We start from the raw sequence: 20276 nt of genomic DNA, 5'->3' as shown, positions 1-20276 counted from the left end.
CGCGCTATCGTCCGGATTAGAACGGGATATCGTCATCGAAGTCATCAAAGCCTTGAGCCGGAGCACTGGCAGGAGAGCCAAAGTTACCACCCTGTGGCTGCTGTGGTGCCTGCTGCTGAGGAGCAGGACGAGGAGCTTGCTGTTGAGGAGCTTGCTGTTGAGGAGCTTGCTGTTGAGGGGCTGGCTGCTGTTGGGGTGCCGACTGAGAGTAATCCGGCTGCTGATACGGGTTCGCGGCTTGCTGGGGAGCCTGCTGCTGAAAGTTACTCTGCTGAGGCTGCGCTATAGGCTGTGCCGCAGGGTTATTACCATAACCACCCTGATTGCCACCCATACCACCTTGAGCACCACCCATATTAGCACCAGCGTTGTAACCACCGTTGTTGTCACCACCACGGCCATCCAACATTTGCATCTGACCGTTGAAGCCATCTACAACAATTTCAGTGGTGTATTTGTCATTACCACTTTGATCCTGCCATTTCCGGGTCTGTAGCTTGCCTTCAACATACAGCTTAGAGCCCTTCTTCACATACTGACTGACAACATCCGCCAACTTGCCGAAGAAAACGATGCGATGCCATTCTGTCTTTTCCTGACGCTGACCACTATTTTTGTCCATCCAGCTTTCGCTGGTGGCCAGGGTTACGTTAGCGACCGCACCGCCATTTGGCATATAGCGAACTTCCGGATCCTGACCGACATTTCCAACCAGGATGACCTTGTTAATACCACGGGACATAACTTACTCCAGAATGCTGTATTCAGTTTTATCAGGCGATGGCTGCTGCCAGCGCCTGATCATCAAAATGTGCTTTATCAATTTTCATATAGGCTGCTTTCTCGTCAGAGATAACCACAACCTCTTCAACGCCCGGCAGAGCCAAAAGACGTTTTACAAAACCTTCGGTATCCTGCATCCAGTGCTCTGGTAGTGATACAGCTTTACCCGTCAGATGCTTAGGAGGGGCCATAGGGAGAACCACCACAGCCCAAAGTAGCGCCAGCAATCCACAAGCCATCAACACCGCATCAATACCCCACTCGCCATAAACCCAACCACCGGCTGCCCCACCTACGAAAGCCCCCAGAAATTGGCTGCTGGAGTAAACGCCCATAGCAGCGCCTTTCTGACCGGCCGGAGAGATCTTACTCACCAGTGAAGGCAAGCTCGCTTCCAACAGATTAAAGGCCATAAAGTAGAGGAACAACAGGATAAAGAGGGCATTTCGGCTTTCTGCCGTAAGCCCCCCCATCAGCAGCTGCGAAGCGGCAACAAGCGTAATGGCAAAGATAAAGATCGGCTTCATCTTGCGCTTTTTCTCCGCCACGATAATAAAAGGCACCATCGCAAGGAAAGAGAGAATCATTATGGGAAGATAAACCATCCAGTGACTCGCGGTTGCCAAGCCCAGCTCAACCATACGCAATGGCACCACAACAAAGGTCGCGGTCATCACCAGATGCAGAATAAAGATACCGAAGTCGAGACGCAGCAGTTCAGGGTGCCGAACGATCTGTTTCAGCTGCCCTCTCTGCACACCTGTATCCCGATGTTGATCATAGCGCTGAGGCGTTGGTACCCATTTCCAGATAACCGCCAGCCCCAATGAAGCAAGCACTGCGGTAAACCAAAAAAGACCTTCCAGTCCAAATGGCTGAGAGATGACGGGGCCCAACACAAGTGCTACCGAGAAAGAGATACCGATGCTCATACCGACAACCGCCATAGCTCGCATGCGCATCTGTTCACGGGTTAAATCAGACAGAAGCGCCATCAGGCTACTGGCAATCGCACCACTGCCCTGTAGACAGCGACCGATAATAACCCCATAGATGGACTCAGACATGGCAGCAACAACACTGCCTGCGATAAACAGCAGCAAACCAAAAACGATAACCGTCTTACGGCCTATTTTATCAGACAGGAAACCAAACGGGATTTGGAGTAAAGCCTGCGTCAGACCATAACCACCAATCGCCATGCCGATCAGAGCAGGTGTTGCACCTTCCAGGTCTGCACTGTAAATCGACAGTACCGGCAGGACCATAAAAAGACCCAACATCCGCAGCACATATAAGCCCGCCAGTCCGGTAACGGCTCGGCGTTCACCGGTTGTCATCGACTCAATACTCATCCGGCTTGTTTACCCCATAGAAATCGACAAAATGACAGCACCATCAGTTTGTACTGTTTTCGAATAGCCGAACATTTTACTCCTGATCATGGCTGCATTACCACCATGATAAGTTCTATGACAGGAGCCCCCTGTTCTAACATCCAGTGTCTCTCTATAATGCTTAGCCCTGAAACATTGGTGCTCTTCCATTTCATCAATGCTACCTTTTCTCAGATTCAGCGGAAGGTCCATGGATAAAATACTGGTTCGCGGTGCACGTACTCATAACCTGAAAGACGTTAATATTGAGATTCCCCGGGATAAACTGGTGGTAATCACTGGCCTGTCCGGCTCAGGTAAGTCTTCACTCGCCTTTGACACCTTGTATGCTGAAGGCCAACGGCGCTACGTGGAATCTCTTTCAACCTATGCCCGTCAGTTTTTGTCGATGATGGAAAAGCCGGATGTTGATCATATCGAAGGTCTGTCACCGGCAATCTCAATCGAGCAGAAATCCACTTCCCATAACCCACGCTCCACTGTGGGTACCATTACTGAGATTTACGATTACCTTCGCCTGCTGTTTGCTCGAGCCGGTACACCGCACTGTCCGACTCATGCTTTACCCCTGGAGGCTCAGGAGGTGAGCCAGATGGTGGATCATGTACTGGCATTGCCGGAAGGTAGCAAGCTGATGCTTCTGGCACCGGTTGTGCGGGCACGCAAAGGGGAGCACCTTAATCTTTTAGGTGAGCTGAGAAGTCAGGGCTATGTCCGCATCAGAGTCAATGGCACCGTTTATGAGCTTGATGACGTGCCTGCGCTTGATAAGAATAAGAAACACACCCTGGAAGTAGTTGTTGATCGAATCAAGGTACGCCCTGACCAGCAGCAACGACTGGCAGAATCATTTGAAACCGCGCTTCAATTGGCTGATGGCTTGGCCATCGTCCACTTTATGGATGGCGAACAGCCTGATATAAGCTTCTCCTCAAAATTCGCCTGCCCTGAATGCGGCTATGCGATTCAGGATCTTGAGCCTCGCCTTTTCTCTTTCAATAACCCAGCCGGCGCCTGCCCGACCTGTGATGGTCTTGGTACGCATCAGTTCTTTAATCAGGATAAGCTCATCACGAACAATGAGCTCAGCCTGGCAGAGGGTGCAATACGTGGCTGGGATAGAGGCAGCGTCTATTACTTTTCAATGCTCTCCTCAGTTGCCAAACAGTTTGGGTTTAAACTGGAGACACCTTGGAAAGATCTGCCAACAGAACATCAAAAACTGGTTTTAAAGGGAACAGGCAGTACCAAGGTTGAATTTGTCTATATTAATGACCGTGGCGACAAGGTTACCCGATCCCATCCCTTTGAAGGGGTTATTCCCAACATGGAACGCCGCTATCGTGAAACTGAATCACAGATGGTACGGGAGGAACTGGCCAAGTATCTGAGCGTTCAGCCTTGCCCAAGCTGTGACGGAGCGCGGTTGAGGGAAGAAGCCCGGTTTGTCAGTGTTGCTGACAAACATATTCAGGACGTTGTGCAGATGCCAATTGGCGATGCCTTTCATTATTACGGAACACTGCAGTTAGAAGGGCGAAAAGGTGAGATTGCCGATAAAATTCTATCCGAAATCCGCCAGCGCCTGCAGTTTCTCGTTAATGTCGGGCTCGATTATCTGACATTGGAACGCAGTGCCGACACACTGTCCGGCGGTGAAGCTCAAAGGATTCGTCTGGCCAGCCAGATCGGCGCTGGACTTGTTGGTGTTATGTATATTCTTGATGAACCCTCTATTGGACTGCATCAGAGGGATAATGAACGCCTGATACAAACACTGACCCATCTTAGGGATCTGGGCAATACCGTTATCGTGGTTGAGCACGATGAAGATGCAATTCGGTCCGCTGACTATTTGTTGGATATTGGGCCTGGTGCAGGAGTGCATGGTGGCCAAGTGGTTGCTGCCGGCACACCGGAGGAAGTGATCGCTAATAAAGCTTCTGTAACCGGCCAATATCTCAGTGGTGAAAAAGAGATCGCCATACCCAAATTCCGCATCCCAGCCCATCCGGATCAGCAATTGAGGCTTAAAGGCGCTAAGGGAAACAACCTGAGGGATGTAGATCTCACCATTTCAGCAGGACTCCTGACCTGTATCACAGGCGTCTCCGGCTCGGGTAAGTCGACACTGATTAACGGTACGCTTTACCCGCTGTTAGCACGTGAATTGAACCGTAATACGACACTAACGCCTGCGGCCTATGATGATATTGAAGGCTTAGAATTGTTCGATAAGGTCATCGATATCGATCAGAGCCCCATCGGTCGGACGCCACGTTCAAATCCAGCGACCTACACAGGACTCTTTACACCGATTCGTGAACTCTTTGCAGGCACGCAAGAGGCCCGCTCACGTGGATATAAGCCGGGGCGTTTCAGCTTCAACGTCAAAGGTGGACGGTGTGAAGCCTGTCAAGGCGATGGCCTGATCAAAGTTGAGATGCACTTTCTTCCTGATATCTATGTGCCTTGCGATGTCTGTAAAGGGAAGCGCTACAACAGGGAAACACTGGAAGTTCGTTATAAAGGTAAAACGATCCACGAAGTATTGGATATGACAATGGAGGATGCGCTGGAATTTTTCAGTGCTGTTCCTGCTCTTGCCCGAAAACTTCAGACACTGATCGATGTAGGTTTGTCTTATATACGCCTTGGCCAAAGCGCCACTACTCTCTCCGGCGGCGAAGCGCAACGTGTAAAACTCGCGAAGGAATTGTCAAAGAGGGACACTGGCAAAACGATTTATATTCTGGATGAACCGACCACAGGGCTACATTTTGCCGATATTCAACAACTGTTAACTGTCCTTCAGCGCCTACGTGATCACGGCAATACACTTGTTGTGATTGAGCACAACCTGGATGTTATCAAAACAGCAGACTGGCTGATTGATCTTGGCCCGGAAGGAGGCAGCGGAGGGGGACAGATCATCGCTGAAGGCACCCCTGAACAATTGGCAAAAGTAGAACATTCTCATACCGGCCACTTCTTAGCCCCTCTACTCAGAAAGAAATAGATCGAATAAAGCCGCTCAGTGAGCGGCTTTTTATTGATCTGAATTTTGATAACTCAAAATCAAGGCATAAAAAAACCGGCCAATAGGCCGGTTTTTGGTGAAGAAAAGTAAATCTTACTCTTCTTCTGCTGCTACTGGACGATCAACCAGTTCAACGTATGCCATTGGCGCGTTGTCGCCTGCACGGAAGCCGCATTTAAGGATGCGAACATAACCGCCAGGACGATTCTGGTAACGAGGACCCAGATCAGTAAACAGCTTACCTACAGCTGCATCAGAACGAGTACGTGCAAATGCCAGACGGCGGTTTGCTACAGAATCATTCTTAGCCAAAGTGATCAGTGGCTCAATGTGGCCACGCAGTTCTTTAGCTTTCGGCAGTGTAGTTTTAATCAGTTCATGTTCAACCAGCGATACAACCATGTTCTTGAACATAGCCTTGCGGTGTGAACTATTACGATTAAATTTACGACCACTCTTACGATGACGCATTTTTCAGTTCCTTACCAAACCGTGATGACTGAATCAGGCAGAAGCCTTATCGTCACCCTTCAAACTTGCTGGCGGCCAGTTTTCCAACCGCATACCCAGGGACAAACCACGAGACGCCAGAACATCCTTGATCTCAGTCAGAGACTTCTTACCAAGGTTCGGGGTCTTCAGTAGTTCTACTTCAGTGCGCTGAATCAGGTCACCAATGTAGTAGATGTTCTCGGCTTTCAGACAGTTTGCAGAGCGAACAGTTAGTTCCAGATCATCAACCGGACGCAGAAGAATCGGATCAATTTGATCTTCCTCTTCTTCAGGTTCTTGCTCTTTGTCAGTCTCAAGATCAACAAAGGCAGCCAACTGCTCCTGAAGGATGGTCGCCGAGCGACGAATTGCTTCTTCAGGATCTAAAGTGCCATCTGTCTCAAGATCGATAATCAGTTTGTCGAGGTCAGTACGTTGCTCAACGCGCGCGCTTTCAACAACATAAGAAACACGACGTACCGGGCTGAAGGTCGCATCCAGCTGCAGACGGCCGATAGAACGGCTTTCGTCTTCAGGGGATTGACGTGCATCAGCCGGCTCATAACCACGACCACGCTGAACACGAAGCTGCATTTTGATCTCAGCATCCGCATTCAAGTGAGCGATCACGTGCTCTGGATTAACGATTTCAACATCATGATCCAGCTGGATATCACCAGCTGTCACTGCACCAGGACCTTTCTTATTCAGCGTCAGTACCGCTTCATCGCGGCCGTGCAACAGGATTGCAACATCTTTCAGGTTCAGAAGGATCTCGATAACATCTTCCTGAACACCTTCAACCGCACTGTACTCATGCAGAACGCCTTCGATCTCTGCTTCTACTACGGCACAACCCGGCATAGAAGACAAAAGAATACGACGTAGAGCATTACCCAGAGTGTGACCATAGCCACGCTCAAATGGTTCGAGAATTACTTTCGCACGAGTAGCGCTTACTTCTTCGACCTTAATTTCGCGTGGACGTAGAAATTCTGTCACTGAACGCTGCATAGAACTACCTTTACTTAGCTGCCAGATGAATACTCAGAGATTACTTGGAGTACAGCTCAACAATCAGGTTCTCGTTGATATCAGCAGACAGTTCAGAACGCTCAGGTTTAGACTTGAACGTACCTTCCATCTTCTTGCTATCAACATCAACCCACTGTACATCAGTACGCTGAGAAGCCAGTTGCAGTGCGTTCTGGATACGCAGCTGGTTCTTTGCTTTCTCACGAACTGAAACAACATCACCTGCTTTAACTTGGTAAGAAGCGATGTTCACCGTGCGGCCATTTACCTGGATAGCCTTATGGCTAACAAGCTGACGTGCTTCAGCGCGAGTGGAGCCAAAGCCCATACGATAAATAACGTTGTCCAGACGACTTTCCAGAAGCTGCAGCAGGTTTTCACCAGTTGCGCCCTTCAGACGAGCTGCTTCTTTGTAGTAGTTACGGAACTGCTTTTCAAGTACGCCGTACATACGACGAACTTTCTGCTTTTCACGCAGCTGCAGACCATACTCAGACAAACGTCCACGACGCTGACCGTGCTGGCCAGGAGCCGTTTCTGATTTACACTTATTATCAAAAGCGGTCACACCGCTTTTCAGGAATAAGTCTACGCCCTCACGACGTGAAAGCTTGCACTTAGGGCCAATATAACGTGCCATCTAATCCGCCTCCTTACACACGACGTTTCTTGGGTGGGCGACAACCGTTGTGCGGAATAGGTGTCACGTCAGTAATGTTGCCAACTTTAAAGCCAGCAGCGTTAAGTGCACGAACAGCAGACTCACGGCCTGGTCCAGGACCCTTAACTAATACATCAACGTTTTTAACACCATATTCGGCTGCTGCAGCTGCAGCACGCTCACTAGCTACTTGAGCTGCGAACGGGGTACTCTTACGAGAACCACGAAAACCCGAACCACCGGCAGTTGCCCAAGATAGGGTATTGCCCTGGCGGTCAGTAATCGTAACGATCGTATTGTTAAAAGAAGCGTGGATGTGTGCAACACCGTCCACTACTGTCTTTTTAACTTTTTTACGGTTACGTGCTGGGTTAGCCATAATGTATGTTTCCTGTAAAAAGCTTCACAAAATTACTTGCGAATCGGTTTACGCGGACCTTTACGAGTACGCGCGTTAGTCTTGGTGCGCTGACCGCGAACGGGAAGGCTACGACGATGACGCAGACCACGATAGCAACCAAGGTCCATAAGACGCTTGATATTCATGCTAATTTCGCGGCGCAGGTCACCTTCAACAGTGTACTTGCCTACCTCGTTACGAACCTGGTCCAGAACGTCTTCAGACAGTTCAGCAATCTTAGTGGTAGGCTCAACACCTACTGCTGCAAGAATGCTTTTAGCAGTGGTTCCACCAATACCATAGATATAGGTCAGCGAGATCACCGCATGCTTATTGTCGGGAATATTGACACCTGCAATACGGGCCATTCAGCTATCTCCGATATACGAGCAATCGCTCTTTCAGTTTATTGTCCACGAAGGGCGCAAAAGAATACTCCTTGATATCAGAAATATCAAGGAGTATCGCCTTTCGTAACCCAATGTCAGGATTAACCCTGACGTTGTTTGTGCTTAGGCTCAGTGCAGATCACACGCACTGCGCCGCGGCGACGAATGATCTTGCAGTTACGGCAGATCTTTTTTACGGATGCACGAACTTTCATCACCAACTCCAGTTTAAGGCCTTAGCGCAGCATTCCACCGCTACCGTAACCTTTCAAGTTCGATTTTTTCATCAGGGACTCGTACTGATGACTCATTAGATGCGACTGCACCTGAGCCATAAAGTCCATGACCACGACTACAACAATCAGCAGGGAAGTACCACCGAAGTAGAACGGTACACTCCAGGCAACTACCAGGAACTGTGGCATTAAAGACACAGCAGTAATGTACAGCGCACCGAACAAAGTCAGGCGAGACATTACACCATCAATATAGCGAGCTGAGTGCTCCCCGGGGCGGATGCCAGGAATGAACGCACCTGATTTTTTCAGGTTGTCAGCGACATCTTTGGGGTTGAATACCAGTGCTGTATAAAAGTAGCAGAAGAATACAACACTGAGCGCAAAAAGCAAGATATACAACGGCTGACCTGGTGCCAAAGCTAAAGAAGCTTCCTGCAACCATGCCATACTTTCATTTTGTCCGAACCACTGCCCAATAGAAGCAGGGAACAACAAAATACTGGAAGCAAAAATTGGCGGAATAACACCGGCCATGTTTACTTTCAGGGGCAGATGACTGGATTGCGCAGCAAATACCTTTCGGCCTTGCTGGCGTTTGGCGTAATTCACAGTAATGCGACGCTGGCCGCGCTCCATGAAAACAACAAATGCAACAGTCAGTACTGCCAGAACGGCAATCGCTAACAGAGCCAGGATATTGATGTTATCCTGACGCGCCTGTTCGAAGGACTGGCCGATGGCGCTTGGCAAACCAGCAACGATACCGGCGAAAATCAGAATGGAAATACCATTGCCGATACCACGCTCGGTAACTTGCTCACCAAGCCACATCAGGAATATCGCACCTGAAACCAGGGTAACAACTGCTACAAAGTAGAAGCTGAAATCCGCCGCAAAAGCGACGCCCTGACTAGCAAGACCAACTGCCATACCAATCGATTGCACCGTTGCTAACACAACTGTGCCATAGCGGGTGTATTGATTGATTTTGCGACGACCGGCTTCCCCTTCTTTCTTGAGCTGTTCAAGAGTTGGGGAAACCACCGTCAGCAGCTGCATGATAATCGAGGCAGAAATATAAGGCATGATGCCCAGTGCCAAGATCGACATGCGCTCGAGAGCACCACCTGAGAACATGTTAAACAAGCTCAGAATGGTGCCTTCGCTCTGCTGGAATAAAGCAGCCAGTCTCTCAGGATTGATACCAGGGACAGGGATATGAGCGCCAATGCGATAAACTACAATGGCGATAAACACAAAGCGTAAGCGAGACCAAAGTTCCGCTAACCCTTTTTGTGCTCCTGCTGGTACTGATCCTGATTTAGCCATTATTCTTCGACCTTTCCGCCTGCGGCTTCAATTGCTGCACGTGCACCTTTGGTTACTTCCAGGCCACTTACAGTAACTGCCTTGTCAATCTCGCCAGACAGGATAACGCGAACACGTTCAACGTTGTCCTTGATGATATCAGCCTGCTTAAGAGCAGCGATATCGATCACAGCAGCTTCAACTTTAGCCAGTTCGTGCAGACGAACTTCAGCTTTGAAAGCTGCCTGACGCGACGTAAAACCAAATTTCGGCAGACGACGCTGCAGTGGCATCTGACCACCTTCGAAACCTGGTTTAACAGAACCGCCGGAACGGGATTTCTGACCTTTGTGGCCACGACCACCAGTCTTACCCAGACCACTACCGATACCACGGCCAACACGTTTTTTAGCTGGCTTGGAACCCGGAGCCGGGCTCAGAGTATTCAGATTCATGATTACTCTCCCTCAACACTAACAAGGTAGTTAACCTTGTTGATCATACCGCGAACGGATGGTGTATCTTCCAGCTCAACTGTGTGACCGATACGGCGTAGACCCAAACCCTTAACACAAAGCTTGTGCTTAGGCAGGATGCCGATCGGACTACGGGTAAGAGTTACCTTGATTTTTGCCATGATACTTACCCCAGAATTTGCTCAACAGTCTTGCCACGCTTAGCTGCTACATCCTCAGGAGCGTTCATGTTCGCCAGACCTTTAACAGTCGCACGAACAACGTTCACCGGGTTAGTAGAGCCATAGCACTTAGCCAGAACGTTTTGTACACCAGCAAGTTCCAGTACAGCACGCATCGCACCACCAGCAATAACACCGGTACCTTCAGATGCTGGCTGCATGTAAACCTTAGAAGCACCATGACGTGCTTTCACAGGATACTGCAGCGTATTGCCGTCAAGCTGAACCTGCACCATGTTGCGGCGAGCTTGTTCCATTGCCTTTTGAATAGCAACTGGAACTTCGCGAGCTTTACCACGGCCAAAGCCTACACGGCCATTGCCATCACCAACGACAGTCAGAGCTGTGAAGCCGAAGATACGACCACCCTTAACTACCTTGGCGACGCGGTTCACCTGAACTAAACGTTCCTGCAGCTCACCGCCTTTCTGTTCAATATTCGCCATCGCTTTTACCCTTAGAATTCCAGACCGCCTTCACGGGCAGCATCTGCCAGCGCTTTTACACGGCCATGATACTTGTAGCCGGAGCGATCAAATGCAACCTTAGTTACACCTGCTTCTTTTGCGCGTTCAGCAATCAGCTTGCCTACTTTGCCTGCCGCTTCAACGTTGCCCGTTGCGCCATCACGCAGAGATGCATCTACAGTAGATGCAGCAGCCATTACCTGGCCGCCGTCTGGGCTGATGATTTGAGCATAAATGTGACGCGGGGTGCGGTTCACACACAGGCGGTGTACGCCGAGCTCACGCATTTTGGCACGTGCACGACGCGCGCGACGTAAACGAGACTCTTTTTTAGCGCTCATAACCCTGCCTTACTTCTTCTTAGCTTCTTTGCGACGTACTTGCTCGTCCGCATAACGGATACCCTTACCTTTATAAGGCTCAGGTGGACGGTAAGCACGAATCTCTGCAGCAACCTGACCCAGCAGCTGTTTGTCAGCACTTTTCAGTACGATAACAGTATTGCTTGGTGTCTCTGCGCTCACACCTTCTGGCAGACTGTAGTCAACCGGATGTGAGAAACCTAGAGACAGGTTCAGTTCGCTGCCCTTAGCCTGAGCACGGAAACCAACACCAAGGATGTTGAGTGTCTTAGTGAAACCTTCACTAGCACCTACAACCATGTTGTTGATCAAGGCACGAGCGGTACCCACCTGTGCCCATGATGCTTTATCAGACGCCGGGGCAAAGGTCAGCACATTATCGTTTTGTTCAACTACTACGTCTGCGTGCAGATCCAGCTTCAACTCACCCAGTTTACCTTTAACAGTAACCAGCTGACCTTCTTGCTTAAATTCAACACCACTCGGCAGTTCAACAGGACTTTTTGCTACCCTGGACATTTCGATCTCCTAGAATACGGTGCAGATGACTTCGCCACCAACACCGGCCTGGCGTGCAGCGCGATCAGTCATAACACCTTTAGAGGTGGACACGATCGCAACACCCAAACCACCTTCGATCTTCGGCAGAGCATCTACACCTTTATACTGGCGCAGACTCGGCTTACTAACACGCTCGATTTTTTCAATAACCGGCTTGCCTTCGAAGTACTTAAGTTCAACAGTCAGAGAAGGCTTCACGTCACCCTCAACAGAATAATCTGTGATGTAACCTTCTTCCTTCAGCACGCGTGCCAGCTCAACCTTCAGTTTAGAAGAAGGCATGGAGACGGACTCCTTAGCTACCATTTGTGCGTTACGGATACGAGTAAACATATCCGCCAGTGTATCTTGCATGCTCATTAGGTTCGCGCTCCTAAATATACGCGGTTACCAGCTTGCTTTACGCAGGCCAGGAACATCACCACGCATGGCAGCTTCACGCAACTTGATACGGCTCAGGCCGAACTTGTTGTAGAAGCCATGCGGACGACCAGTCACACGACAGCGGTTACGCTGACGTGCTGGGCTGGAGTCACGTGGCAGTTTCTGCAGCTGTTGCTGTGCTTCCCAGCGATCTTCTTCTGAAGTCGCAGGGTTAGCAATCAGAGCTTTTAACTCAGTACGCTTTGCAGCGTACTTCTGTACCAGCTTAGCGCGCTTTGCTTCGCGCTGAACCATACTAACTTTAGCCATGATCCTACCCTTTATTTCTTGAACGGGAACTGTAAAGCACTCAGAAGGGCTAGACCTTCCTCGTTAGTTTCCGCAGTGGTAGTGATAGTGATATCTAAACCGCGGATACGATCCACTTTGTCGTATTCAATTTCAGGGAAGATGATCTGTTCACGAACACCCATACTGTAATTGCCACGACCGTCAAACGACTTCGGGTTCAGACCACGGAAGTCACGAACACGCGGAATAGAAATGTCTACCAGACGATCCAGGAACTCCCACATACGATCAGCGCGCATGGTCACCTTGCAACCGATTGGCCAACCTTCACGAACTTTAAAGCCAGCAACAGATTTGCGTGCCTTAGTTACGATTGGTTTCTGGCCACTCAGTGCTTCAAGGTCTACCAGTGCGTTATCAATCAGCTTTTTGTCGCTGGTTGCATCGCCGATACCCATGTTAAGAGTCACCTTTGTGATGCGAGGAACCTGCATCACATTTTTGTAACCAAACTGCTCCTGCAACTTGGCTACAACTTCTGACTTATATAACTCTTTCAGTCTCGCCATGATGTTACCTGACTCGATTAGGCGTCGATCTCTTTCTGGGTCGACTTGTAAATCCGAACCTTGGAACCATCTTCCAAGACCTTGAAACCAACGCGATCAGCTTTGTTGGTTTCTTTGTTATAAATGGCAACATTTGAGGAATGGATGGGCGCTTCGCGCTCAACAATACCACCTTGTGTGCCTAACATCGGGTTTGGCTTGGTGTGACGTTTAACCATATTCACACCAGAAATAACAATGCGACCATCTTTAAGAACACGCTTAATGGTGCCGCGCTTGCCTTTATCCTTACCCGCAATGACGATTACCTCGTCTTCACGTTTAATTTTACGCATAGCCGGTCTCTCGCTCCCTACAGCACTTCTGGCGCCAAGGAAATAATCTTCATGAACTTTTCGCCACGCAGTTCACGTGTCACAGGGCCGAAGATACGGGTCCCGATCGGGGCATCGTTAGTATTCAGCATTACTGCTGCATTACCATCGAAACGGATCACAGATCCATCCGGACGACGAATACCCTGACGTGTACGAACTACCACAGCCTTCAGGACTTGACCTTTTTTAACCTTACCGCGAGGAATTGCTTCCTTAACAGTAACTTTGATGATGTCACCAACTCGTGCATAACGACGCTTAGAACCACCAAGCACCTTAATACACATTACACGACGAGCGCCGCTGTTGTCGGCCACATCAAGCATGGTTTGCGTTTGAATCATCGGTTCTTCTCCAAACCAAATACGCTAACTAAACTTCGATTTGTGCCAGAGCTTTACAGCTCTACAGCACGCTCATCGATGCTCACCAAAGTCCAGGTCTTAGTCTTAGAAATAGGACGACATTCCTGGATCGTAACTACATCACCCATGTTGGCAGAGTTATCTGCGTCATGAGCGTGCAGCTTGGTTGAACGGCGGACATACTTACCATAGATGGGGTGTGCTACACGACGCTCAACCAGTACAGTGATGGACTTGTCCATCTTGTTGCTTACCACTTTACCGGTAACGGTACGGGTATTTTTTTCTGTATCAGCCATCTTAGTTACCTGCTTTTTCTTTCAGCAAAGTCTTAACGCGAGCGATGTCACGACGAACCTGTTGCAGCAGGTGAGTCTGATTCAGCTGACCAGTCCCTTTCTGCATACGCAGTTGAAACTGATCACGAAGCAGAGTTTCCAGCTGTTCGTTTAGCTCTTGAACAGACTTTTCACGTAGTTCTGCTGCTTTCATTACATCACCGTCCGCTTAACAAAGGTGGTTGACACAGGGAGCTTAGCAGCTGCCAGTGCAAATGCTTCACGAGCCAGCTGTTCAGATACCCCTTCCATCTCGTAAAGGACACGGCCTGGCTGAATCTGGCAAACCCAGTATTCAACGTTACCCTTACCTTTACCCTGACGCACTTCAAGAGGCTTACCAGTGATCGGCTTATCAGGAAAAACGCGGATCCAGATTTTACCACCACGCTTGATGTGACGCGTCATAGTACGACGTGCCGCTTCAATCTGGCGTGCGGTAATACGGCCGCGACCTGTTGCTTTCAGACCGAATTCACCGAAGCTCACATTATGCCCGCGAGCCAGACCGCGGTTGCGGCCCTTCATCATCTTGCGGAACTTGGTACGCTTTGGCTGTAACATTGTCTATCTCCTACTTGCCTTTTTTCTTAGGCGCGTTCTGCTTTGCACGAACTTCTTCGATGCCGCCCAGGATCTCGCCTTTGAAGATCCAGACTTTTACACCGATCACACCGTAAGTGGTGTGCGCTTCAGCAGTCGCGTAGTCAATGTCAGCACGCAGCGTGTGCAGAGGCACACGGCCTTCGCGATACCACTCTGAACGTGCAATTTCAGCACCACCCAGACGACCAGATACCTGGATCTTGATGCCTTTAGCACCAAGGCGCATTGCATTCTGTACCGCACGCTTCATAGCGCGACGGAACATAACACGACGCTCCAGCTGACTGGCTACAGATTCTGCAACCAGCTTACCGTCTAGTTCAGGTTTGCGAACTTCTTCGATATTGATGTGTACAGGCACGCCCATCATCTTAGTGACTTCGTTGCGCAGTTTTTCAACATCTTCGCCTTTCTTACCAATCACGATACCCGGACGAGCAGTGTGAATGGTGATACGAGCATTCTGAGCTGGGCGCTCAATCTGAATACGGCTTACAGAAGCCTGCTTCAGACGATCCTGCAGGAACGCGCGAACCTGAAGATCATTATTCAGGTTGTCAGCGTAGTCACGGCCTTCTGCGAACCACGTAGAAGTGTGATCTTTAACAATACCCAGTCGAATGCCAGTTGGATGTACTTTCTGACCCATCTGGTCGTCTCCTACTTATCTGCTACCTTAACCGTGATATGGCAAGTGCGCTTAAGAATGCGATCAGCACGGCCTTTGGCACGCGGTCTGATACGCTTCATGGTCATACCTTCATCAACAAAAATTGTTGATACGCGCAGCTCATCGATATCCGCACCTTCATTGTGCTCGGCATTGGCAATTGCTGATTCAAGAACTTTCTTAACCAGCGCCGCAGCCTTTTTCGGGCTGAAGGTTAGCAGATTCAGTGCATCTGCTACTGGCAGTCCGCGAACCTGGTCAGCTACCAAACGCGCCTTCTGTGCGGATAAGCGAGCACCCCGTAATTTAGCGGCTACTTCCATCTCTTATTCCCCTCGGCTTAACGCTTGGCTTTCTTGTCTACTACGTGACCACGATAGGTACGAGTAGCAGCGAATTCACCCAGCTTATGGCCTACCATCTCTTCTGAGACAAGTACAGGCACGTGCTGGCGACCGTTATGAACTGCAATGGTCAGACCTACCATCTCTGGCAGGATCATGGAACGACGAGACCAAGTCTTAATAGGACGGCGCTCGTTGTTTTCCAGTGCAGCTTCAACCTTCTTCAACAGATGCAGGTCAATAAATGGACCTTTTTTCAGTGAACGTGGCACAGCTGTATCCTCTTAATAACTGTTACTTAGAACCGCGACGACGGACGATCAGTCGGTCAGTACGCTTGTTCTTACGTGTCTTATGACCTTTAGTCGGCACACCCCATGGGGTTACTGGATGACGACCACCAGAGGTACGACCCTCACCACCACCATGCGGGTGATCAACAGGGTTCATTGCAACACCGCGAACAGTTGGACGAACACCACGCCAGCGTGTAGCACCTGCTTTACCCAGGCGACGCAGACTGTGCTCAGAGTTACCAACTTCACCCAGAGTTGCACGACATTCAACCAGTACTTTACGCATTTCACCGGAACGCAGACGCAGAGTTGCATAAGCACCTTCGCGAGCTACCAGCTGAACTGCAGCACCAGCAGAACGTGCAATTTGTGCACCTTTACCTGGTTTCAGTTCGATACAGTGGATAACGCTACCAACAGGGATGTTACGCAGTGGCAGAGTGTTGCCCGCTTTAATCGGAGCACCAACGCCAGACTGAACCGCATCACCCGCTTTCACACCTTTAGGTGCAATGATGTAACGACGTTCACCGTCCGCATACTTCAGCAGTGCAAGATGCGCAGTACGGTTCGGATCGTATTCGATACGCTCAACAGTTGCAGGGATACCGTCTTTGTTACGACGGAAATCAACCATACGATAGTGTTGGCGATGACCACCACCAATGTGGCGAGTGGTGATACGACCGTTGTTGTTACGTCCGCCAGTCTTTTGTTTCTTAGCCAGCAGTGGTGCATAAGGCGCACCTTTGTGCAGATCACTGTTAACTACTTTAACAACGTGGCGACGACCTGCTGATGTGGGTTTAGATTTAACAATAGCCATTGTCCCAACTCCTCGCTTATTCAGCGCCAGCAAAGTCGATTTCTTGACCTTCCGCTACAGACACATACGCCTTGCGGAAACCTTTACGACGACCAATACCACGGGCAGTACGCTTAGTTTTACCTTTAACGTTTACGGTGCTTACACCAGTAACGCTAACTTCAAACAGAGCTTCTACAGCCTTTTTGATTTCTGGTTTAGTCGCATCAGCAGCTACTTTAAATACGTACTGATTGTTTGTATCAGCTACGACAGCCGCTTTTTCAGAAATATGAGGTCCTAGCAGAACCTTGAAAATGCGCTCTTGGTTCATCCCAGCTTCTCCTCGAACTGACGCAGAGCAGGTACAGTTACCAGCACTTTTTCGTAAGCTACCAAGCTAACCGGGCTAGCGGCTGCAACATCAACAACTTCAACGTTAGGGATGTTACGAGCGGCCAGGAACAAGTTAGTATCAACTTCTGAAGTCACGATCAGAACTTTGTTCAGATCCATGTCTTTCAGCTTGTTCACCAGAATTTTGGTTTTTGGCGCATCTACTGTGAACTCTTCAACTGCAACCAGACGCTCTTGGCGTGCCAGTTCAGACAAGATGCTGCGCATTGCTGCACGATACATCTTCTTGTTCACTTTCTGCTCAAAGTTCTGAGGCTTAGCTGCGAAAGTTGTACCACCGGAACGCCAGATTGGGCTACGGATAGTACCCGCACGAGCTCGACCAGTACCTTTCTGACGAAATGGTTTAGCACCACCACCACTCACTTCTGAGCGGGTTTTCTGTGCACGTGTGCCTTGACGGGCTGCTGCCAGATACGCAGTAACAACCTGGTGTACCAGAGCTTCGTTATACTCTTTACCAAAGGTTGCTTCAGATACTTCTACGGTACCCGCTGCTCCGCCTGCAAGATTCAGATTCATTCTCTTACCCCTTAGCCGCGAGCTTTAACTGCTGGACGAACAATAACCTGACTACCTGGAGCACCAGGTATGCCGCCTTTAACCAGCAGCAGGTTGCGTTCTGCATCAACACGAACAACTTCCAGACTCTGAACAGTTTTACGCTCAGCACCCATATGACCGGCCATTTTCTTACCTTTGAAAACGCGACCTGGGGTCTGACACTGACCAATAGAACCTGGAGCACGATGGGAAAGAGAGTTACCGTGCGTGGCGTCTTGGGTACGGAAGTTCCAGCGCTTAACTGCACCTTGGAAACCTTTACCCTTGGAAGAACCGGTCACGTCAATCAGTTGACCAGCTTCAAAGAGGGATACGTTCAGCTCACCACCAACTTCAGGTGCTTCATCACCTTCAGCCAGACGGAACTCAACAAGACCTTTACCAGCTGCAACACCCGCTTTCGCGAAGTGACCTGCCTCTGCTTTGGTCAGATGCTTTGCTTTACGCTCACCAGTTGTAACCTGGATCGCAGCATAGCCGTCTTTTTCAAGCGTACGCACCTGAGTCACGCGGTTTGGAGAAACCTCGATAACAGTTACAGGTACGGATACACCATCTTCGGTAAATACGCGGGTCATACCGCTTTTCTTACCGACAAGACCGATAGTCATATTTCGACTCCTTAGTGTACGGGGCTGTCACCCGCTATGGCTGCACTTTTCATTGCATTCCACTGATAAATTGTGTGTCGTCTCGCGACGAGCGCCTAATAATAAATTGGCTAATTAGCCAAGACTGATCTGCACATCAACACCAGCAGCCAGATCCAGCTTCATCAGTGCGTCTACTGTCTTCTCTGTAGGCTCAACGATATCAAGAACACGCTTATGAGTACGAACTTCGTACTGATCACGCGCGTCTTTGTTCACGTGAGGAGAAATCAGAACAGTAAAACGCTCTTTGCGGGTCGGCAGCGGGATTGGACCATGCACCTGAGCACCAGTACGCTTAGCAGTATCAACGATCTCCTGCGCGGACTGATCGATCAGACGATGATCGAATGCTTTCAGACGAATTCGAATTTTCTGGTTTTGCATTCCAAAAACCCCAGTTGGAAACGAGCGTAATGAGCTCACCCTTGATAAAAAGGAAGCGCATTGTAAGAGGAGGGAAATCAGATGTCAAGCATAGACGAAAAGGGATCACCGAATTAATCGGGACCCCTTTCCAACCTAATCAAAGAGTAAAATTACTCGATGATCTTAGCAACAACACCAGCACCTACTGTACGACCGCCTTCGCGAATCGCGAAACGCAGACCTTCTTCCATCGCAATCGGAGCGATCAGAGTAGCGCGCAGCTGAACATTGTCACCTGGCATTACCATTTCAACACCTTCTGGAAGCTCACAAGCACCAGTTACGTCAGTAGTACGGAAGTAGAACTGTGGACGATAGCCTTTGAAGAAAGGAGTATGACGACCACCTTCTTCTTTAGACAGTACGTATACTTCTGCTTCAAACTCAGTGTGAGGAGAGATAGAACCAGGCTTACAAAGAACCTGACCACGCTCAACTTCGTCACGCTTAGTACCACGCAGCAGCGCACCAATGTTCTCACCTGCACGACCTTCGTCCAGCAGCTTACGGAACATTTCAACACCAGTACAAGTAGTCTTAGTAGTTTCTTTGATACCTACGATTTCTACTTCTTCACCAGTGTTGATGATGCCGCGCTCTACACGACCGGTTACAACAGTACCACGGCCAGAGATAGAGAATACGTCTTCGATTGGCATCAGGAACGGCTGATCAATAGCACGCTCTGGCTCAGGGATGTAAGAATCCAGTGCTTCAACCAGCTTCTTAACAGCAGTAGTACCCAGCTCGTCAGCATCTTCGCCGTTCAGAGCCATCAGAGCAGAACCTGCGATGATTGGAGTGTCGTCACCTGGGAAGTCATAAGTAGACAGCAGGTCACGGATTTCCATTTCAACCAGCTCCAGCATTTCGTCGTACTCTTCAGTACCAACGCCGCCACAGTCTTCAGCCAGCAGATCCGCTTTGTTCAGGAATACAACGATGTATGGTACACCAACCTGACGAGACAGCAGGATGTGCTCACGAGTCTGAGGCATAGGACCATCAGTTGCGCCACAAACCAGGATAGCACCGTCCATCTGAGCAGCACCAGTGATCATGTTTTTAACATAATCGGCGTGTCCAGGGCAGTCTACGTGCGCGTAGTGACGGTCAGTGGAGTCATACTCAACGTGAGAAGTTGCGATAGTAATACCACGCTCACGCTCTTCAGGAGCATTATCGATACCGTCAAAAGCAACCGCTTCGCCACCGAAAACTTCTGCACATACACGAGTCAGAGCAGCAGTCAGAGTAGTTTTACCGTGGTCAACGTGGCCGATAGTACCAACGTTTACGTGCGGTTTGGAACGTTCAAATTTTTCTTTAGACACAGCTAA

Annotated in this window: 32 protein-coding genes; 1 reads left to right on the top strand and 31 read right to left on the bottom strand. The window is 49.5% G+C overall.

Features of this window, described 5'->3' with window-relative positions; genetic code table 11:
• Positions 1-16 precede the first annotated feature (16 nt).
• Both ssb and AC4GL5_RS07680 read right to left on the bottom strand, forming a co-directional pair.
• Positions 17-742: a single-stranded DNA-binding protein gene (gene ssb / locus AC4GL5_RS07685; RefSeq protein WP_490382191.1), complete on the bottom strand. Its 726-nt coding sequence runs from the start codon at positions 740-742 to the stop codon at positions 17-19.
• A gap of 31 nt (positions 743-773) precedes the next feature.
• Positions 774-2138, bottom strand: coding sequence for an MFS transporter (locus tag AC4GL5_RS07680; RefSeq protein WP_490382190.1), 1365 nt, complete (start codon positions 2136-2138; stop codon positions 774-776).
• A gap of 232 nt (positions 2139-2370) precedes the next feature.
• On the opposite strand from AC4GL5_RS07680, the gene uvrA reads away from it, so the two are divergent.
• Positions 2371-5199, top strand: coding sequence for an excinuclease ABC subunit UvrA (gene uvrA, locus AC4GL5_RS07675; protein WP_490382189.1), 2829 nt, complete (start codon positions 2371-2373; stop codon positions 5197-5199).
• Between the two features lie 114 nt (positions 5200-5313).
• Here the strand turns inward: uvrA and rplQ are convergent, their stop codons facing one another.
• The 29 genes from rplQ to tuf form a co-directional block, all read right to left on the bottom strand.
• A complete protein-coding gene (rplQ, locus tag AC4GL5_RS07670) occupies positions 5314-5691 on the bottom strand; it encodes a 50S ribosomal protein L17 (protein WP_078320650.1) in 378 nt (125 codons plus the stop codon).
• 33 nt (positions 5692-5724) lie between these two features.
• Complete coding sequence (locus AC4GL5_RS07665; RefSeq protein WP_086481850.1) at positions 5725-6726, bottom strand: DNA-directed RNA polymerase subunit alpha; 1002 nt, start codon at positions 6724-6726, stop codon at positions 5725-5727.
• 40 nt (positions 6727-6766) lie between these two features.
• Positions 6767-7387, bottom strand: coding sequence for a 30S ribosomal protein S4 (rpsD, locus tag AC4GL5_RS07660; RefSeq protein WP_490382188.1), 621 nt, complete (start codon positions 7385-7387; stop codon positions 6767-6769).
• 13 nt (positions 7388-7400) lie between these two features.
• A complete protein-coding gene (rpsK, locus tag AC4GL5_RS07655; protein ID WP_086481852.1) occupies positions 7401-7787 on the bottom strand; it encodes a 30S ribosomal protein S11 in 387 nt (128 codons plus the stop codon).
• Positions 7788-7819: 32 nt separating this feature from the next.
• Positions 7820-8176 carry a 30S ribosomal protein S13 gene (rpsM, locus tag AC4GL5_RS07650; protein WP_078320647.1) on the bottom strand — a complete coding sequence of 119 codons (357 nt, stop codon included), beginning with the start codon at positions 8174-8176 and terminating at the stop codon, positions 7820-7822.
• Between the two features lie 122 nt (positions 8177-8298).
• Positions 8299-8412, bottom strand: coding sequence for a 50S ribosomal protein L36 (rpmJ, locus tag AC4GL5_RS07645; RefSeq protein WP_028304221.1), 114 nt, complete (start codon positions 8410-8412; stop codon positions 8299-8301).
• Positions 8413-8433: 21 nt separating this feature from the next.
• Complete coding sequence (gene secY, locus AC4GL5_RS07640) at positions 8434-9765, bottom strand: preprotein translocase subunit SecY (RefSeq protein WP_490382187.1); 1332 nt, start codon at positions 9763-9765, stop codon at positions 8434-8436.
• Positions 9765-10199, bottom strand: a complete 435-nt coding sequence (gene rplO / locus AC4GL5_RS07635) for a 50S ribosomal protein L15 (protein WP_490382186.1) — start codon at positions 10197-10199, stop codon at positions 9765-9767. The genes secY and rplO overlap by 1 nt, the downstream gene beginning before the upstream one ends.
• Before the next feature lie 2 nt (positions 10200-10201).
• The gene (rpmD, locus tag AC4GL5_RS07630; protein ID WP_086481853.1) at positions 10202-10384 is read right to left on the bottom strand and encodes a 50S ribosomal protein L30; all 183 of its coding nucleotides are present in this window, start codon (positions 10382-10384) and stop codon (positions 10202-10204) included.
• 2 nt (positions 10385-10386) lie between these two features.
• Positions 10387-10887: a 30S ribosomal protein S5 gene (rpsE, locus tag AC4GL5_RS07625; RefSeq protein ID WP_490382185.1), complete on the bottom strand. Its 501-nt coding sequence runs from the start codon at positions 10885-10887 to the stop codon at positions 10387-10389.
• An 11-nt stretch (positions 10888-10898) separates the two neighbouring features.
• Positions 10899-11249 carry a 50S ribosomal protein L18 gene (gene rplR, locus AC4GL5_RS07620; RefSeq protein WP_490382184.1) on the bottom strand — a complete coding sequence of 117 codons (351 nt, stop codon included), beginning with the start codon at positions 11247-11249 and terminating at the stop codon, positions 10899-10901.
• A gap of 9 nt (positions 11250-11258) precedes the next feature.
• Positions 11259-11789: a 50S ribosomal protein L6 gene (rplF, locus tag AC4GL5_RS07615; RefSeq protein ID WP_490382183.1), complete on the bottom strand. Its 531-nt coding sequence runs from the start codon at positions 11787-11789 to the stop codon at positions 11259-11261.
• A 9-nt stretch (positions 11790-11798) separates the two neighbouring features.
• Complete coding sequence (gene rpsH / locus AC4GL5_RS07610) at positions 11799-12191, bottom strand: 30S ribosomal protein S8 (RefSeq protein ID WP_490382182.1); 393 nt, start codon at positions 12189-12191, stop codon at positions 11799-11801.
• A 27-nt stretch (positions 12192-12218) separates the two neighbouring features.
• Positions 12219-12524 (bottom strand): 30S ribosomal protein S14, encoded by a 306-nt coding sequence (gene rpsN, locus AC4GL5_RS07605; protein WP_490382181.1) that lies wholly within the window; start codon positions 12522-12524, stop codon positions 12219-12221.
• Between the two features lie 11 nt (positions 12525-12535).
• Entirely contained in the window at positions 12536-13075 is a 540-nt protein-coding gene (rplE, locus tag AC4GL5_RS07600; protein ID WP_086481859.1) for a 50S ribosomal protein L5, read from the bottom strand.
• Between the two features lie 17 nt (positions 13076-13092).
• On the bottom strand, positions 13093-13410 hold the full coding sequence (rplX, locus tag AC4GL5_RS07595; RefSeq protein ID WP_078320638.1) for a 50S ribosomal protein L24: 318 nt from the start codon (positions 13408-13410) through the stop codon (positions 13093-13095).
• Between the two features lie 17 nt (positions 13411-13427).
• Complete coding sequence (gene rplN / locus AC4GL5_RS07590) at positions 13428-13796, bottom strand: 50S ribosomal protein L14 (protein WP_078320637.1); 369 nt, start codon at positions 13794-13796, stop codon at positions 13428-13430.
• Between the two features lie 53 nt (positions 13797-13849).
• Positions 13850-14116, bottom strand: a complete 267-nt coding sequence (gene rpsQ, locus AC4GL5_RS07585; RefSeq protein ID WP_086481860.1) for a 30S ribosomal protein S17 — start codon at positions 14114-14116, stop codon at positions 13850-13852.
• A 1-nt stretch (position 14117) separates the two neighbouring features.
• A complete protein-coding gene (gene rpmC, locus AC4GL5_RS07580; protein ID WP_086481861.1) occupies positions 14118-14309 on the bottom strand; it encodes a 50S ribosomal protein L29 in 192 nt (63 codons plus the stop codon).
• Positions 14309-14719, bottom strand: a complete 411-nt coding sequence (gene rplP, locus AC4GL5_RS07575; protein ID WP_490382180.1) for a 50S ribosomal protein L16 — start codon at positions 14717-14719, stop codon at positions 14309-14311. The genes rpmC and rplP overlap by 1 nt, the downstream gene beginning before the upstream one ends.
• 10 nt (positions 14720-14729) lie before the next feature.
• Positions 14730-15410 (bottom strand): 30S ribosomal protein S3, encoded by a 681-nt coding sequence (gene rpsC / locus AC4GL5_RS07570; RefSeq protein WP_086481863.1) that lies wholly within the window; start codon positions 15408-15410, stop codon positions 14730-14732.
• An 11-nt stretch (positions 15411-15421) separates the two neighbouring features.
• Complete coding sequence (gene rplV, locus AC4GL5_RS07565; protein WP_490382179.1) at positions 15422-15754, bottom strand: 50S ribosomal protein L22; 333 nt, start codon at positions 15752-15754, stop codon at positions 15422-15424.
• 17 nt (positions 15755-15771) lie between these two features.
• The gene (gene rpsS / locus AC4GL5_RS07560; protein ID WP_078320631.1) at positions 15772-16047 is read right to left on the bottom strand and encodes a 30S ribosomal protein S19; all 276 of its coding nucleotides are present in this window, start codon (positions 16045-16047) and stop codon (positions 15772-15774) included.
• 22 nt (positions 16048-16069) lie between these two features.
• Positions 16070-16897 (bottom strand): 50S ribosomal protein L2, encoded by an 828-nt coding sequence (gene rplB, locus AC4GL5_RS07555; RefSeq protein ID WP_490382178.1) that lies wholly within the window; start codon positions 16895-16897, stop codon positions 16070-16072.
• A 16-nt stretch (positions 16898-16913) separates the two neighbouring features.
• A complete protein-coding gene (gene rplW, locus AC4GL5_RS07550) occupies positions 16914-17210 on the bottom strand; it encodes a 50S ribosomal protein L23 (RefSeq protein ID WP_490382177.1) in 297 nt (98 codons plus the stop codon).
• Positions 17207-17815: a 50S ribosomal protein L4 gene (gene rplD / locus AC4GL5_RS07545; protein ID WP_490382176.1), complete on the bottom strand. Its 609-nt coding sequence runs from the start codon at positions 17813-17815 to the stop codon at positions 17207-17209. The genes rplW and rplD overlap by 4 nt, the downstream gene beginning before the upstream one ends.
• Before the next feature lie 11 nt (positions 17816-17826).
• Positions 17827-18468 (bottom strand): 50S ribosomal protein L3, encoded by a 642-nt coding sequence (gene rplC / locus AC4GL5_RS07540; protein WP_490382175.1) that lies wholly within the window; start codon positions 18466-18468, stop codon positions 17827-17829.
• A 114-nt stretch (positions 18469-18582) separates the two neighbouring features.
• The gene (rpsJ, locus tag AC4GL5_RS07535) at positions 18583-18894 is read right to left on the bottom strand and encodes a 30S ribosomal protein S10 (protein ID WP_028301416.1); all 312 of its coding nucleotides are present in this window, start codon (positions 18892-18894) and stop codon (positions 18583-18585) included.
• Between the two features lie 152 nt (positions 18895-19046).
• Positions 19047-20270, bottom strand: a complete 1224-nt coding sequence (gene tuf / locus AC4GL5_RS07530) for an elongation factor Tu (RefSeq protein ID WP_490382174.1) — start codon at positions 20268-20270, stop codon at positions 19047-19049.
• Positions 20271-20276: the final 6 nt, after the last annotated feature.

The sequence above is a fragment of the Oceanospirillum sp. genome, assembly GCF_982874595.1.
This window is presented reverse-complemented; position numbering and strand designations above follow the sequence as displayed.

Excerpts from the sequence above, each read along its gene's own strand:
- rplC (WP_490382175.1), bottom strand. The coding sequence starts at position 18,468 with ATGACTATCGGTCTTGTCGGTAAGAAAAGCGGTATGACCCGCGTATTT.
- rplP (WP_490382180.1), bottom strand. The coding sequence starts at position 14,719 with ATGTTACAGCCAAAGCGTACCAAGTTCCGCAAGATGATGAAGGGCCGC.
- rplO (WP_490382186.1), bottom strand. The coding sequence starts at position 10,199 with ATGAATCTGAATACTCTGAGCCCGGCTCCGGGTTCCAAGCCAGCTAAA.
- rplW (WP_490382177.1), bottom strand. The coding sequence starts at position 17,210 with ATGAACCAAGAGCGCATTTTCAAGGTTCTGCTAGGACCTCATATTTCT.
- rpsD (WP_490382188.1), bottom strand. The coding sequence starts at position 7,387 with ATGGCACGTTATATTGGCCCTAAGTGCAAGCTTTCACGTCGTGAGGGC.
- rpsQ (WP_086481860.1), bottom strand. The coding sequence starts at position 14,116 with ATGGCTGATACAGAAAAAAATACCCGTACCGTTACCGGTAAAGTGGTA.
- rpsK (WP_086481852.1), bottom strand. The coding sequence starts at position 7,787 with ATGGCTAACCCAGCACGTAACCGTAAAAAAGTTAAAAAGACAGTAGTG.
- rpsN (WP_490382181.1), bottom strand. The coding sequence starts at position 12,524 with ATGGCTAAAGTTAGTATGGTTCAGCGCGAAGCAAAGCGCGCTAAGCTG.
- rplX (WP_078320638.1), bottom strand. The coding sequence starts at position 13,410 with ATGCGTAAAATTAAACGTGAAGACGAGGTAATCGTCATTGCGGGTAAG.
- rpmC (WP_086481861.1), bottom strand. The coding sequence starts at position 14,309 with ATGAAAGCAGCAGAACTACGTGAAAAGTCTGTTCAAGAGCTAAACGAA.
- rplR (WP_490382184.1), bottom strand. The coding sequence starts at position 11,249 with ATGAGCGCTAAAAAAGAGTCTCGTTTACGTCGCGCGCGTCGTGCACGT.
- uvrA (WP_490382189.1), top strand. The coding sequence starts at position 2,371 with ATGGATAAAATACTGGTTCGCGGTGCACGTACTCATAACCTGAAAGAC.
- rpsM (WP_078320647.1), bottom strand. The coding sequence starts at position 8,176 with ATGGCCCGTATTGCAGGTGTCAATATTCCCGACAATAAGCATGCGGTG.
- rpsH (WP_490382182.1), bottom strand. The coding sequence starts at position 12,191 with ATGAGCATGCAAGATACACTGGCGGATATGTTTACTCGTATCCGTAAC.
- rplN (WP_078320637.1), bottom strand. The coding sequence starts at position 13,796 with ATGATTCAAACGCAAACCATGCTTGATGTGGCCGACAACAGCGGCGCT.
- rpmJ (WP_028304221.1), bottom strand. The coding sequence starts at position 8,412 with ATGAAAGTTCGTGCATCCGTAAAAAAGATCTGCCGTAACTGCAAGATC.
- secY (WP_490382187.1), bottom strand. The coding sequence starts at position 9,765 with ATGGCTAAATCAGGATCAGTACCAGCAGGAGCACAAAAAGGGTTAGCG.
- rplQ (WP_078320650.1), bottom strand. The coding sequence starts at position 5,691 with ATGCGTCATCGTAAGAGTGGTCGTAAATTTAATCGTAATAGTTCACAC.
- AC4GL5_RS07665 (WP_086481850.1), bottom strand. The coding sequence starts at position 6,726 with ATGCAGCGTTCAGTGACAGAATTTCTACGTCCACGCGAAATTAAGGTC.
- ssb (WP_490382191.1), bottom strand. The coding sequence starts at position 742 with ATGTCCCGTGGTATTAACAAGGTCATCCTGGTTGGAAATGTCGGTCAG.
- rplF (WP_490382183.1), bottom strand. The coding sequence starts at position 11,789 with ATGTCCAGGGTAGCAAAAAGTCCTGTTGAACTGCCGAGTGGTGTTGAA.
- AC4GL5_RS07680 (WP_490382190.1), bottom strand. The coding sequence starts at position 2,138 with ATGAGTATTGAGTCGATGACAACCGGTGAACGCCGAGCCGTTACCGGA.
- rplV (WP_490382179.1), bottom strand. The coding sequence starts at position 15,754 with ATGGAAGTAGCCGCTAAATTACGGGGTGCTCGCTTATCCGCACAGAAG.
- rpsJ (WP_028301416.1), bottom strand. The coding sequence starts at position 18,894 with ATGCAAAACCAGAAAATTCGAATTCGTCTGAAAGCATTCGATCATCGT.
- rplE (WP_086481859.1), bottom strand. The coding sequence starts at position 13,075 with ATGGCGAGACTGAAAGAGTTATATAAGTCAGAAGTTGTAGCCAAGTTG.
- rpsE (WP_490382185.1), bottom strand. The coding sequence starts at position 10,887 with ATGGCGAATATTGAACAGAAAGGCGGTGAGCTGCAGGAACGTTTAGTT.
- rplB (WP_490382178.1), bottom strand. The coding sequence starts at position 16,897 with ATGGCTATTGTTAAATCTAAACCCACATCAGCAGGTCGTCGCCACGTT.
- rplD (WP_490382176.1), bottom strand. The coding sequence starts at position 17,815 with ATGAATCTGAATCTTGCAGGCGGAGCAGCGGGTACCGTAGAAGTATCT.
- rpsC (WP_086481863.1), bottom strand. The coding sequence starts at position 15,410 with ATGGGTCAGAAAGTACATCCAACTGGCATTCGACTGGGTATTGTTAAA.